Here is a 13,073-nt window from a genome sequence, read left to right on the forward strand (position 1 = left end):
GCCTTTCCTTTTTATGGATAAATAATATGTTTTTTACATTTAGAATCACAAAAAAGATTGACTCAAAAATATACCTATGTTATTATTGTTAATTTGATAAAAAACATCAGGAGTGTTATGATTAAGTATGGTAACATTTATGGGGGTGTTTTTTTGTTTCAGATAGGTGATAACATTGTTTATCCGATGCATGGAGCAGGTAAGATTAAAGCAATCGAAGAAAAGGAAGTCTTAGGAAAAAAACAACAGTATTATGTAATAAAAATGTCCATTAGTAATTTGCATTTAATGATTCCTGCAGGTAATATAATTAATTCCGGTTTACGTCCAGTAACTGATTTGATGGCATTAGAAAATATTATAGAAATCTTTAAACATGGAGAGTCGGATCGGTCACTTGTTTGGAAGCAACGTTTTAAAGTAAACAGTGAAAAAATTAAAACAGGAAAAATCCAAGAGGGTGCTGAAGTTGTACGCGATTTAATGCGTATGCAGAAAGAAAAAGCACTTAATGGAAGTGAAAAAAAAATGCTGGTTAACGCACGCGAGTTTTTGATTAGTGAATTGGAATTAATCGAAGGGATTTCAGAACAACAATTTAGAAGCTTCTGTTAAAATTACTCCTTACCCAACTTCTTATACTCATCTTTATATTCGTCGCTAAATGCGAAATATTCTCTATTTAACTAATTTTGACCAATGTAATGTGAAAATCAGTTATGATCTATCCCTCTTCATACACTTGGGAACTGAGAGCCTATGATATAGAAGATTGTCTTGGAATACGTTTTTTAAGACGAATATAAATAATTTTCATCCATATTTTTTATTTTCTATAATAAGATCATGAATGATATAAACTCCGCATAATTAAATTTATATGGTATACTAAAATTAACCTTTTAAGTGTGTAATCATTTTATAGTACCTGTCTCAACACCCTGCTCCTTCGCTAAGCAGGGTTTTTTAATGCGAAAACAGATCAAAAAAAACAGGCTCTTTTGAAAAGAGCCTGTTTTTATCTATTAGTTTAATTAAGCTTTTTGTACGTTAGCAGCTTGAGCACCACGAGCACCTTGCTCAACGTCAAATGTTACTTTTTGACCTTCGTCTAATGATTTGAAGCCTTCAGTTTGGATTGCAGAGAAGTGAACGAATACGTCGTCTCCATTTTCACGTTCGATAAAGCCAAAACCTTTTTCTGCATTAAACCATTTAACTGTACCTTTTTCCATTGTTGTTGCCTCCTAGTGTGTAACCACACATTGTATTACTATCCTTGCCCAAAGTGATCATCAAGACGAAAAGTCAATACTTATACTATCCTTTACACCGAACAAAAATAATTCTATCTTATTATAACAGTAAAGATAATAAGTTTGCAAATAAAGAATAATGGGTTTTTATAGGCTACCCTGAAATGAACTTCTATTACGAGTTCGAATCATCAATCTAAACCGACCTCTGATAATAATCCTTGCATTATAGTTATGAACGAGTACACATTTTCATACACCATGGTGGGAATATGATTTAGCAGGGTGGTCTCTATTGAAAATTGATATGATTTTTCCCTATGTTGAATGCAGTGGAAAGCGAGTGACTGCAGCGGAAATTAACAGAGCTAAATATAGTATAAGGATACTACATTTGAAAATGTCATGAACACTTGTATCTTGATCTTTCACATAGTGAAAACTTAAATCGCAATTGAATATTAATAAAATTAAACATCCAATTAAATAATCAAAAATAAATTTTATTAAAATTAATTTTTTGTGTATATTTTTTAAGAAATATTAAGTATAATATCATTAATCGAAGGGGAGGATTGTCAACAACATGCCATATGAATTATTAACAAATTGCCCAGTCTGTACCCACACTTTAAAAATTACCAGGCTTCATTGCACCCACTGCCAGACCACCATTGAAAATGAATTTGAAGTATCTAAATTAGCCTCGCTTTCGAAAGAACAGCTTCAATTTGTAGAAGTATTTCTTATGTGCAGAGGAAATATCAAAGAAGTTGAGAAAGAACTTGGCATTTCTTATCCTACTGTACGGGGGAAGCTAAATGAACTCCTAACCGTACTGGGATACGAACAAAAAAAGAAAACTGAAACTGATGGAAAAAAGATTATTGCGATGGTAGAAACGGGTGAGATTACACCTGATGAAGCCATCCGCCTATTAAAAGAAAACTAGGGGGATGAACATGAAAGCGGAAATTGAAAAAGTGTTGACCATGGTCCAGGAAGGAAAAATTGATTCGGAAAAAGCATCAGAATTAATTGAGGTATTGAAACAAAAGGATACAGAAAAACATGTGATCAATAAATCCTCAAAGTACGCAGACAAAATGCTAAAAATTCAGGTGAAATCTTCTGTGGATGATAACGTCAATGTAAATCTGCCTATAAAGCTGGTGAAAGTTGTCCTGCTCGCTGGACATAATATTGCATCAAGTATCCCTCAATCTGAAAAATATGTAAAAAATATTGATGTAGACCTCATTATTGAAGCGATAGAAAATGAATTGGATGGTCAAATTATAGACGTTCGGTCTGCAGATGGGGATACAGTTAGTGTGAGAATCGAATAGGAGGTACTTCCGTGCTGGATGTTAACGTGAAAACAAAGGATGTGCGAGTTAAAATTCCGGTCCCCTATCTAATATTAGAAATGGGCATATCCCTTTTTTCCTCAAAATTACTTCAAAGAAGGCTTACCATTTGGACACAGATGAAAATGAAAGACAATCCCACAGTTCTTCTTTTACCAGCTTTAAATAAGAAAACGCTTAAACCCATTTTAAAAGAATTGAAAAGGCATAAAGGTTTAACGTTGGTACACATTACCTCCAAAGATGGTTCTGAAGTCAAAATTAAGCTATAAAATTAAACTTCTCGTTTTTAATTAGCAGCAGGCATTTTTAGAAGGACTCATTCGGGAAACAGCGATTTTGCACAACTTTCGGGGTACCGCCAAGATATCGGAAATTTTGTACGATAAGCCATTTTCTAAGATTACAACCCCTGATGTTCTACGCTAAGAAAATGAATTAGGGGTTGTATTTAGCTTTATTGTTTTCGAATTTTAATGTCCAAATAATGTTATGGTAAACTAACGCTCTTTAATCCAACAACGATTTAGTCATTAAACATCTTTTAAAATATTATTAAGTTCTATTTTTTTTCTTCTTTTCGATAATCGTTATTATTGTTTTTACTCATTATAAAAATATTGTGAAGTAAAACTATTTTTGATTATTCTTATTATGTAAGATAACTTAATAATCTATCAAAAGAATTGATCTCGGCATAGGGGATTATTTCGGTATCATTCTTAATTTTATGAGGATTGAACCATATGCCCTTTATATTTGCATTTTGACAACCACCAATGTCCTTTTCTATGTCATCTCCAACGAATAATGCCGCTTCCGGATGCACATTTAGCTTATTTAATGCTAATTCAAATATGCGTTTGTCAGGTTTACTAAATCCCACTTCTTCAGAAATAATTATTATATCAAAACATCTATTTAAATTAGTGTTCATTATTTTAGCTTTTTGTCTCTGAGTTGTGCCGTTTGTAATAATTGCAACTTTAACATTCATCTTTATAGTATTTACGATATTCATAGTATTTTGGTTTATAGAAAAACAATGAGGAAAATTATTATTCCAAAAATCTTGAATGTGATTACGTGGCAATCTATATTTTGGTGGAAATTCATCAAAAAATGATTCCAAAACCTTTATTTTATCACTATAGCCATAGCTTCTATGATCGTATTCCTTAAATTTTTGCAACATTTCTTTTTTGACTGAATGTTTAACATCCTCATAACACTTTTCTAAAATAATTAAAAACATTTTCTCTACTGCCTTATTCCTATTAAGTAAGGTATCATCTAAATCAAATAGCATTGCTTTATAACCTCTCAAACTACTTCACAGCCTCTCTTGCATTAATCTTTAGTTCACACCTTCAAGCTTTCAAATACGGGGATCATTTTAACTTTAGAAATAACTTCTGTATTGTAATAACAATGCTGCAAGGCAAATAATTGTATAAACCAAGGAAGTAAGAAAGGCAACATTCGGTAAAAACTCAGATTTTTGTTCTTCCACCTTGTATCCCGATGTTTGCTTGGGCTATCATATCTACATTTTTACTCCAAAACCCTCCTCCCTTTGAAGTAAAAAAACCAATAATAACAGTGACTGCAATTCCAATAAAAAATGAATAATCAATAAATTTCGTGTGAGTATAGTGAGTAATGCCGTAAATTAAGCCTAATAAAACAAATAAGGTAAGTATAATTGTGATTAATCGTTTCATTATTAGTTAGAGCCCCCTTTATAAAACCTATATCTAAACATTAACATATTTTGATTTTTTATTGGATATATTATCTTTTTTTGGTATTAAATCCTTATTGCATTAACCTGAATCTTTAGTTTAAGTGTAAATCTACTAATATTACTTCTGCATTAACATAAATATCCAATTCCCTTCTAAATAGAAAGAACCGAAAACTTCCCATTTTTGTAAATTATAACTTCGCCTTAGTTTAGCATCTTATCGGAAGATAAACGTGGTGAGTTCAGAGAACGCGGGATTCAAGATCAGTTACAAAAGCTAGTACATTAAATATTATAAATAATGCGATAAGGGTATTGAACACTGTATATTTAAGTGACGTAACAAAAGAGTTTCAGAAAAAAGGGTTTTAAAAGAAGAGTTACTTCTACACGTCTCTTCCTTAAGATGGGAACATATTAATTTCCTAGGAGAATATAAATTTAGATCGTTAAATAAAGATTGAAAAAAAACTTACCAAATTCCTTAGCGTAGAAATTTCACCAAAAGTTGGCGGTCTCCCTTTCGGATCAGCTGAAACTGAGGTGAAAAACGAGCAGTTTCCAATGAAGCATTCATGAATTTAGAAAATAATGAAAAAAATTTTTCTAAAAAAACTTAATTATACCAAGCTATTAAGCGTTTACATAACATTATATCTATTAAAAGGCCTATTGCATAATTGATATTACAGCCATATAATGTCTACAAAGAAAGTACAGTTGTTCTTTCTGGGAATACAAACTGGCGGGGGGACTTTTAGTGGATAGCATATCAATTGGATTATTAGGTTTAGGGACAGTGGGATCCGGGGTTGTAAAAATAATTGAAAATCATCAGGACACATTGATTCATCAAGTAGGCTGTCCAGTAAAGGTAAAGAAAATTCTTGTACAAAATCCTTCCAAAAGCAGAGACGTTGGAGTGGATGCAGCTACATTAACGATAAATCCAGAAGAAATTCTTAATGATCCAACCATTGACGTCATTATAGAAGTCATGGGGGGAGTAGAAGATACAAAAGCCTACTTATTGGAAGCATTAAGAAAAGGGAAAAATGTTGTAACGGCTAACAAAGATTTAATGGCTCTCTATGGGTCAGAGCTTTTAGCAGCTGCTTCTGAAAATGGCTGTGACTTATACTACGAAGCAAGTGTAGGCGGAGGAATTCCTATTATTAGAAGTCTTGCTGATGGGCTGTCCTCAGATAAGCTAACCAAAATTATGGGGATTGTGAACGGTACAACAAATTTTATCCTGACAAAAATGAGCCAGGAGGGTTCTCCCTATGATCAGGTCTTAAAAGAAGCTCAAAGCCTCGGTTTTGCTGAAGCAGACCCTACCTCAGATGTAGAAGGATTGGATGCTGCGAGAAAGATGGCCATCCTGGCTTCTCTGGGCTTTTCTATGAACATAGATTTAGATGATGTTTTGGTTAAAGGAATCTCCTCCATCACAGAGGAAGATATTAAGTATGGAAAACAGCTGGGATACACCATGAAACTAATTGGTACAGCACATCGTGATAATGAAAAAGTGGAAGTAAGTGTTCAGCCAACGCTTTTAATAGATTCTCATCCGCTGGCTTCTGTTCAGAATGAATTTAATGCGGTTTATGTCTATGGTGAAGCGGTAGGCGAAACGATGTTCTATGGCCCAGGTGCCGGTAGTTTGCCTACAGCCACCGCTGTTGTATCTGATTTGGTCTGTGTCTTAAAAAACATGCGTCTTGGAGTCAGCGGGAGAAATTTATTGACTCCTCAATATACGAAACAGTTAAAACCGAAAGAATCTATTTATTCTAAATATTATTTTCGTTTGCACGTGAAAGATGAAGTAGGCGTATTTTCAAATATAACTGCAATATTTGCACAGCACAGAGCAAGCTTTGAAAAAATTCTCCAGCTACCTCTAAAAGAGTCCGGTCTGGCTGAAATCATTCTTGTTACTCATCAAACATCACTAAAAGACTATGAAGATATTATAAAGAATCTTGAAGGTTTAGAAAAAATCAAGGAAATAAAAAGCATTTATCGGGTAGAAGGAGGAGGAAGATAATGATTGCAAAAGGAATCCTGTTAAAGTATCGAAACTATCTACCTGTAAATGAACATACTCCCTTACTATCCCTAAATGAAGGAAATACGCCTCTCATAAAGTTAGAGAAGCTCTCAAAAGAATGGGGAGTGGAGCTATACGTAAAAACGGAGGGAGTGAATCCTACAGGGTCTTTCAAAGATCGAGGAATGGTAATGGCTGTTGCAAAAGCTTTAGAAGCAGGGACTCAGACCATCATTTGTGCATCAACCGGCAATACATCCGCCTCTGCAGCTGCATATGCAGCGCGTTCAGGAATTCGGTCAATTGTCATTATACCAGAAGGGAAAATTGCAGCTGGGAAACTGGCCCAGGCAGCTATGTATGGTGCAAACATTCTTTCAATTGAAGGGAATTTTGACCAAGCTCTGCAAATGGTAAGAAACTTAAGCGAAACGGAGCCTATTACATTGGTGAACTCAGTGAATCCATACCGTCTCCAAGGTCAAAAAACGGCTGCTTTTGAGATTTGTGATGAACTTGGTGATGCTCCTGATATTGTGGCTCTTCCTGTTGGAAATGCAGGGAATATAAGTGCTTATTGGATGGGATTTAAAGAATATCATAAACATAAAGGGACTGCCCTTCCCTCCATGCATGGTTTTCAAGCGGAGGGTGCTTCACCTCTTGTAAAAGGGAAAGTTTTCGAGTGCCCTGAGACCATTGCAACTGCTATACGAATTGGAAACCCTGCAAGCTGGAATCTGGCTGTAGAGGCATTGGAACAGTCTAATGGAAGGATTGCAGCCGTCAGCGATGAAGAAATTCTTGATGCATACCGCATGATTGCAAGAAACGAAGGAATCTTTGCAGAGCCTGCTTCTTGTACACCAATCGCGGGTATTTACAAGCAGGTTGTGAGCGGTGAAATAAGACAGGGCAGCAAAATCGTTGCCGTTTTAACAGGGAATGGTTTAAAGGATCCGGTAACTGCAATCGAAAACAGCCGAATCGCTCCCGTTGTTTTACCTAATCGCGAAGGAGCTGTAGCGGATTATATCAGGGATGTGGTTCGGATATGATGCATGGGTGTGAAAAATATACTATTAAGGTTCCTGCCAGTACTGCAAATCTTGGCCCAGGCTTCGATTCACTGGGACTCGCACTGGACTTGTATTTGACCATAGAGGTGGAAAAAAGCGATAAATGGAAAGTAATTTCATTTGAAAAGGAATTAGGGGATCTGCCAACAGATGAACAGCATTTTATCTGTCAGACGGCTTTTCGTACAGCCAAACAATTTAATGGAGATTTGCCGCCTTGCAGCATTAAAATCCTCAGTCACATTCCACTAGCCAAAGGGTTAGGATCAAGTGCTGCTGCCATTGTTGCAGGAATTGAACTAGCGAATCATATGGCTAACCTTCAATTAAGCACAAAGCAAAAGCTTGAAATGGCAACTGAATTAGAGGGCCATCCGGATAATGCAGGTGCTTCCCTTTTAGGAGGGCTTGTGGTGGGGAGCCAATTGGAACAAAGTGTAGACATCATAAAGGTTGAGAACCTTAATTTCGAAGTGATTGCTGTGGTTCCTCAAACCGAGCTATTTACACAAAGTGCAAGAGGAGTATTGCCTGCCCAGATGAATTTCTCGCAAGCTGTCAAAGCATCTGCTGTTTCCAACACACTTGTTGCAGCTCTCGTGACAGGTAACTGGGAAGTAGCGGGTAAAATGATGAAAAACGATTGTTTTCACCAGCCTTACCGCTCTAATCTTGTACCGCATTTCCCGATTGTTCAGGAAGAAGCCTTGAGACTGGGTGCTTTTGGTGCTGCCTTAAGCGGGTCTGGACCTACCATTGTATGCTTTAGTGAAAAGGGTTTATGTGATGGAATTGTTAATGGATTAACGGCATCGTTTTCCGGCTTTAATGTTCTAAAGCTGAGTATTGACAATCATGGTGTAAGAGTAGTAAAGGAAGGATATCAGTTATCCGGTCCTGCCGTCATATAAAATCCGTATTTTTCCCAGAATGAATGAAAAGAAGGGGAGGGCAAATAGCTGCCTCTCCTTTTTACGTGTTTGTCTTTATGATACTTTTTACGATTTTAGGCAGACAGCAGCAGCTTAATAATTCCTTCCTATCATTATAGTCATTTTAATCTTATTTTTTTCATAATATAATATATTGGAAGCCCTTACAAATACTCCCTCTGATAGATTGTTAGCATACTGTACGGGCCAATTGCTAATAAAGGAGGAAATGATTGGAAATGAGAATGATTCAAACGACAAGCAGTAAAGGACTGGCTGAAGAGAGCCTCCCTTATAAGCTTTATCAAAAAGCAAAAAAGTTGGGTGTGTGGAATCCAGCTGATTTGGATTTTACTCAGGACGTAAAGGACTGGGAAACCTTTAACGAGGAGCAAAAGGAGCAAATATTGAAACTGATTTCTCAATTCCAGGGTGGCGAAGAAGCTGTAACCAGGGATTTGCTCCCTCTTATGATGGTCATTGCAAAAGAAGGCCGTCTTGAAGAGGAGATGTTTTTGACTACATTCTTGTTTGAAGAAGCAAAGCATACGGAGTTTTTCAGGATTGTCTTGAATGCATTAGGTGAAAATGGAGATCTTACCCGCTATCACAGTGATACCTACAATACTATTTTTAATGAAATACTGCCGGCATCAATGGAGCGTTTGGAAAAAGACCACTCGCCTGAGGCTATAGCTGAGGCTTCTACTGTATATAATATGTTTGTAGAAGGAGTCCTTGCTGAGACAGGATACTTTGGATTCTATCAATCACTTGAAGAAACGGGTAAGATGCCGTCTTTATTAAAGGGTATAGGCTATTTAAAAAGAGACGAGTCACGCCATATCGCATATGGAACCTTTCTTTTACAGCGTTTAATAAGTGAACATCCACATATTTTTGATATAGTGGCAAAGAAAATGGAACAATTGGCACCACTTGCAATAAAGCTTAATCAAGAAGGCAAGACAGAGGATAATCCTTTTGGCAAGGAAGACGGTTTTAAACAAACCATGAATTTTACAATGAGACAGCTCTCCGTCCGCATGGAAATTTTGGCAAGAGCAAAAAGCAAAAAAATAGATGAAATCTATAAACAGCAAATGAAGGATTTTGATATCGTTTGAACTACTCACCACTTAGCTTGAATTGTGAAATTCCTGCTAACACCAACGTATCCGTTAGTTATTTTAGTCGACAATAAAAAACGGGTTGATTCATTGTAAGAAAAACAACAATTTTTTTGCAGCCTTTGTCTAATTCAAGTCCAATTCGAATAGGGAGAGGGTTGAATCAAAAATGAAACAATCAAGTTTCTGGCTGCGTACAGCCATTCATGCAGGAGTAAATTCACGAGGGCTTATTCCAGAGCTATTTAGAGGCATGGGAGCAACAAGAGTTGTCCTTTTTAGCGACAGAGGACTGGACAAAGCAGGGATTGTCCAAATGGTTGAAGAGGCTTTTACAATGAAGCAGGAGGGAAGCGGACCAGAACTTGCCGGGATTTATTTAGATATTTCTCAGGATGCAGAAAGCAGCTGTGTAAATGCTGCTGTACAATATGCAAGAAAACAAGGTGCTGATGCGCTTCTTGCTGTAGGCGGAGGAAGTGTGCTGGATACCGTAAAGGGAGTTAAATATTCATTGTTCAAAGGACTGGATGATATAAAGGAATCCATTTCAAGAGGATTTCTTGCAGAAACCTTTCCACATGCAAAGGCAATGGGCATACCCCATATTTCCATTCCTACAACGGCAGGAACGGGTTCCGAGGTATCGCCTATTGCAGTTATCTATAATGAAGATCTTAAGGTCAAGGCAAATATCATCAATCCTTTTATCAGTTCAGATATAGCGGTTTTGGATCCGGAATTAACAGTGGGCCTGCCGCCTTTCATAACAGCATTTACAGGGATGGATGCATTGACTCACGCAATCGAAGCTTTAGCTTCTCCAAATGCTACTTCTCATACTGATGCATATGCATTGCAAGCGATTCGATTAATTGAGAAGAATCTTGTGATAGCGGTAAATGACGGTACAAATCTTGAGGCGAGAATGGAAATGCTCCAAGCAAGCTTAATGGGAATAACAGCATTTAGCTTTGCATTACATGCCATTCCAGTTCATAATTTTGCCCATGCGTATGGGGCCTTATTCCGGATTCCTCATGGATTGGCCAATGCCGTCTTTCTGCCTGTGGTGATGGAGCACTTACCTGATTTGTATATAAAAAAGGCAGGACAGCTGGCAGAAGCATTAGCCATTCATACAGCAGGAGCCGATCAGAAAACGCTTCTTCATCGTTCCATTGAAAAAATCCGCCAATTAAGGCTTTTAACCGGGCTGCCGGAGGATTTTTCGAATTATAAAATCCCTGAAGAATCATTAAAAAAAGCATCCGCTGCAGTAGCCGCAGACCCTTCAGCGATCAATTTTCCAATGTCCACTCAGCTCATTGAAACGATTGGACAAAAGGTTGTCCCTTCATAGGAAGTGAGAAACGGAAGGTAATGCTGTTTCTGGAAGAGTGTTCCGTTCATCCTGCAGTTTAACTCCGCTCCGTACACAGTTTGCATTTAAGGTTAAACAGATTCAAAAAGCTAGAATGAAAAGGCAGCTGCATAGCTGCCTTTTCAATAAGCTGCAGACATGTTCACGTACGGTAGCTAACCTATCTGAATCCCAGAAGCCTTCTAAAAGATTAACAACTCACTATAACCGAGTATCAAACGTTAATCCAATATTGCGATTGACCATCATCTGTAGATATCCAATCCTCCAGTGGTTTTTTCCTCGGCCCTGAGCAATGGAGTTTTAAAGTAATTTCAGTCATTTTTTCTGCTTTACTGATAATAGAAAGTAAAGGGCTAACTTTGGAGCCTGTCTGGATCACACAGAAATCACCGCTAACAAAATTTCACGGTACTTTTTATATTAATTCAAAGTTAGCGGCATGTTCTGCAGTCATTGTGTAAAAGCAATAGATGAAATCTGCTGGGGGAGGGAGTAGAATCAGTAATCGTCCACTTATCACACCCACTTGTTGATGTTATGTACAATGAAAAAACCGTTACAGTTGATATTATTAAAGATACGATTGATGACCAAGGATAAGAAGTAACAAAAGAATATGCTAAAGTGTAAAAATACTTAGGACAGCCTGCTTGTTGAAATGGCAGGTTTTTTTATTGAATAATATTATTAAGGCTCCAGCGCCTATCGATTAGCGTTTTCCCTGAATAAAAAACTGATTATTCGATCGAATTAATTCTTATTATTCCTATTAATTTGGTATACTATTAAAAATCATTGTATTCCTATTAAGGAGGATGTATTAAATGGCATACAGTTTTATTTCTCACCTTGCCTGTCCCAAGTGTCAAGCTGAATATTTTCCAGATGAAAAGCACCAATTGTGTTCTTGCGGCTCTCCGCTGTTGGTGAAATATAACCTTGAAAAAATGAAGAAACAGATAAAACGGGAAGATCTATTAACAAGAAGCTCAGATCTTTGGAGATACCACGAATTGCTCCCGGTTCAAAACCCCTCCAATGTCGTAACATTGGGAGAAGGAATGACCCCCTTAGTCAGCATGCCGTTTATCGGCAAGGATATGTTTATCCCTCAGCTTTTTATGAAGGATGAAGGAATTATACCTACAGGGACATTTAAAGCTCGCGGTGCTGCAGTTGGTGTATCCAAAGCAAAGGAGCTTGGGGTAAAAGAACTGGCTATGCCAACAAACGGAAATGCTGGTGCGGCATGGGCATTGTATTCTGCCAGAGCTGGTATACAGTGCACTATCGTCATGCCTGTTGATGCTCCTGCCATCACAAGGAATGAATGCATAGCAGCAGACTCCAAGCTATATCTGGTAGACGGGCTCATAAGCGACGCAGGAAAAATTGTTGCCAGGGTGATAGAGGAAAAAGGGTTATATGATGCCTCGACATTAAAAGAACCATATCGTATTGAAGGCAAGAAGACCATGGGTATTGAAATTGCTGAGCAATTGGGGTGGAAAATGCCGGATGTCATTCTTTATCCAACTGGGGGAGGAGTCGGTCTTATCGGTATATATAAAGCATTAAATGAATTAAAAAGTCTTGGTTGGGTGGAGGGAGAGCTCCCAAGGCTGGTGGCTGTTCAAGCAAAAGGCTGTGCCCCCATCGTAAAGGCCTGGGAAGAAGGTAAGGCTTCTTCAGAATTCTGGCCTGATTCTGAAACGATTGCTTTCGGAATAAATGTTCCCAAGGCACTGGGAGATTTCCTGGTACTAGAAGCCTTATATCAAACAAAAGGCTGTGCGATTTCCATAGATGATGAAGAAATACTGGAAGAACAAAAGAAAATCGCAACCTATGAAGGAGCTTTTATCTGTCCTGAAGGAGCATCTGCCTTTGTGGCTGCTAGACGACTAAGAGAAACGGGCTGGATAAAAAAAGATGATTGCGTTGTAGCACTTAACACGGGAGCCGGGATAAAATATCCCAATACAGTCCAGAGACAGGTTCCTATTCTCCAGCCAGAGGACCGGATACAAATTTCTCTTGAATTGTAAATATGGGTGTAACCAAGTGTGGAGAAAGATATGTGATAACTTAATCTGAAAGCTTTTAATATAAG

General features: G+C 37.4%; 13 protein-coding genes and 1 pseudogene. 11 read left to right on the forward strand and 3 right to left on the reverse strand.

The features are described from left to right. The first annotated feature begins 117 nt into the window (after nucleotides 1–117). Complete coding sequence (locus A5N88_RS04400; RefSeq protein ID WP_066263530.1) at nucleotides 118–615, forward strand: CarD family transcriptional regulator; 498 nt, start codon at nucleotides 118–120, stop codon at nucleotides 613–615. A 419-nt stretch (nucleotides 616–1,034) separates the two neighbouring features. Here A5N88_RS04400 and A5N88_RS04405 read toward each other — a convergent pair whose 3' ends face one another. Beyond that, nucleotides 1,035–1,235, reverse strand: a complete 201-nt coding sequence (locus tag A5N88_RS04405) for a cold-shock protein (protein ID WP_066263532.1) — start codon at nucleotides 1,233–1,235, stop codon at nucleotides 1,035–1,037. Between the two features lie 607 nt (nucleotides 1,236–1,842). Here A5N88_RS04405 and A5N88_RS04410 point away from each other — a divergent pair. The 3 genes from A5N88_RS04410 to A5N88_RS04420 are packed head-to-tail and all read left to right on the forward strand — an operon-like array spanning nucleotide 1,843 to nucleotide 2,898. Beyond that, nucleotides 1,843–2,208, forward strand: a complete 366-nt coding sequence (locus A5N88_RS04410; RefSeq protein ID WP_066263534.1) for a DUF2089 domain-containing protein — start codon at nucleotides 1,843–1,845, stop codon at nucleotides 2,206–2,208. 10 nt (nucleotides 2,209–2,218) lie between these two features. Then, nucleotides 2,219–2,605, forward strand: coding sequence for an SHOCT-like domain-containing protein (locus tag A5N88_RS04415; RefSeq protein WP_066263537.1), 387 nt, complete (start codon nucleotides 2,219–2,221; stop codon nucleotides 2,603–2,605). An 11-nt stretch (nucleotides 2,606–2,616) separates the two neighbouring features. Then, nucleotides 2,617–2,898, forward strand: coding sequence for a hypothetical protein (locus A5N88_RS04420; RefSeq protein ID WP_066263540.1), 282 nt, complete (start codon nucleotides 2,617–2,619; stop codon nucleotides 2,896–2,898). Nucleotides 2,899–3,278: 380 nt separating this feature from the next. On the opposite strand, the gene A5N88_RS04425 is transcribed toward A5N88_RS04420, so the two are convergent. Both A5N88_RS04425 and A5N88_RS04430 read right to left on the reverse strand, forming a co-directional pair. Then, nucleotides 3,279–3,935, reverse strand: a complete 657-nt coding sequence (locus A5N88_RS04425; protein ID WP_066263543.1) for an HAD family hydrolase — start codon at nucleotides 3,933–3,935, stop codon at nucleotides 3,279–3,281. A gap of 184 nt (nucleotides 3,936–4,119) precedes the next feature. Next, a complete protein-coding gene (locus tag A5N88_RS04430; protein ID WP_066263544.1) occupies nucleotides 4,120–4,350 on the reverse strand; it encodes a hypothetical protein in 231 nt (76 codons plus the stop codon). Nucleotides 4,351–4,602: 252 nt separating this feature from the next. Here A5N88_RS04430 and A5N88_RS25730 point away from each other — a divergent pair. The 7 genes and pseudogenes from A5N88_RS25730 to A5N88_RS04460 form a co-directional block, all read left to right on the forward strand. Beyond that, nucleotides 4,603–4,837: pseudogene (locus A5N88_RS25730) on the forward strand (Tn3 family transposase); the annotation flags it as partial. 296 nt (nucleotides 4,838–5,133) lie between these two features. Then, a complete protein-coding gene (locus A5N88_RS04435) occupies nucleotides 5,134–6,429 on the forward strand; it encodes a homoserine dehydrogenase (protein ID WP_066263546.1) in 1,296 nt (431 codons plus the stop codon). Further along, nucleotides 6,429–7,490, forward strand: coding sequence for a threonine synthase (thrC, locus tag A5N88_RS04440; RefSeq protein WP_066263548.1), 1,062 nt, complete (start codon nucleotides 6,429–6,431; stop codon nucleotides 7,488–7,490). The genes A5N88_RS04435 and thrC overlap by 1 nt, the downstream gene beginning before the upstream one ends. Next, complete coding sequence (gene thrB, locus A5N88_RS04445; protein ID WP_232317521.1) at nucleotides 7,487–8,422, forward strand: homoserine kinase; 936 nt, start codon at nucleotides 7,487–7,489, stop codon at nucleotides 8,420–8,422. The genes thrC and thrB overlap by 4 nt, the downstream gene beginning before the upstream one ends. Nucleotides 8,423–8,682: 260 nt before the next feature. Continuing rightward, nucleotides 8,683–9,570, forward strand: a complete 888-nt coding sequence (locus A5N88_RS04450) for a R2-like ligand-binding oxidase (protein ID WP_066270239.1) — start codon at nucleotides 8,683–8,685, stop codon at nucleotides 9,568–9,570. A 172-nt stretch (nucleotides 9,571–9,742) separates the two neighbouring features. Continuing rightward, nucleotides 9,743–10,936: an iron-containing alcohol dehydrogenase gene (locus tag A5N88_RS04455; RefSeq protein WP_066263549.1), complete on the forward strand. Its 1,194-nt coding sequence runs from the start codon at nucleotides 9,743–9,745 to the stop codon at nucleotides 10,934–10,936. 848 nt (nucleotides 10,937–11,784) lie between these two features. Next, a complete protein-coding gene (locus tag A5N88_RS04460; protein WP_066263550.1) occupies nucleotides 11,785–13,008 on the forward strand; it encodes a threonine synthase in 1,224 nt (407 codons plus the stop codon). Nucleotides 13,009–13,073 lie beyond the last annotated feature (65 nt).

Origin of the sequence: Heyndrickxia acidicola (genome assembly GCF_001636425.1) — a bacterium.
Taxonomy (GTDB): domain Bacteria; phylum Bacillota; class Bacilli; order Bacillales; family Bacillaceae_C; genus Bacillus_AE; species Bacillus_AE acidicola.

Excerpts from the sequence above, each read along its gene's own strand:
- A5N88_RS04405 (WP_066263532.1), bottom strand. The coding sequence starts at position 1,235 with ATGGAAAAAGGTACAGTTAAATGGTTTAATGCAGAAAAAGGTTTTGGC.
- A5N88_RS04450 (WP_066270239.1), top strand. The coding sequence starts at position 8,683 with ATGAGAATGATTCAAACGACAAGCAGTAAAGGACTGGCTGAAGAGAGC.
- thrC (WP_066263548.1), top strand. The coding sequence starts at position 6,429 with ATGATTGCAAAAGGAATCCTGTTAAAGTATCGAAACTATCTACCTGTA.
- A5N88_RS04455 (WP_066263549.1), top strand. The coding sequence starts at position 9,743 with ATGAAACAATCAAGTTTCTGGCTGCGTACAGCCATTCATGCAGGAGTA.
- A5N88_RS04400 (WP_066263530.1), top strand. The coding sequence starts at position 118 with ATGATTAAGTATGGTAACATTTATGGGGGTGTTTTTTTGTTTCAGATA.
- thrB (WP_232317521.1), top strand. The coding sequence starts at position 7,487 with ATGATGCATGGGTGTGAAAAATATACTATTAAGGTTCCTGCCAGTACT.
- A5N88_RS04410 (WP_066263534.1), top strand. The coding sequence starts at position 1,843 with ATGCCATATGAATTATTAACAAATTGCCCAGTCTGTACCCACACTTTA.
- A5N88_RS04415 (WP_066263537.1), top strand. The coding sequence starts at position 2,219 with ATGAAAGCGGAAATTGAAAAAGTGTTGACCATGGTCCAGGAAGGAAAA.
- A5N88_RS04430 (WP_066263544.1), bottom strand. The coding sequence starts at position 4,350 with ATGAAACGATTAATCACAATTATACTTACCTTATTTGTTTTATTAGGC.
- A5N88_RS04460 (WP_066263550.1), top strand. The coding sequence starts at position 11,785 with ATGGCATACAGTTTTATTTCTCACCTTGCCTGTCCCAAGTGTCAAGCT.
- A5N88_RS04425 (WP_066263543.1), bottom strand. The coding sequence starts at position 3,935 with ATGCTATTTGATTTAGATGATACCTTACTTAATAGGAATAAGGCAGTA.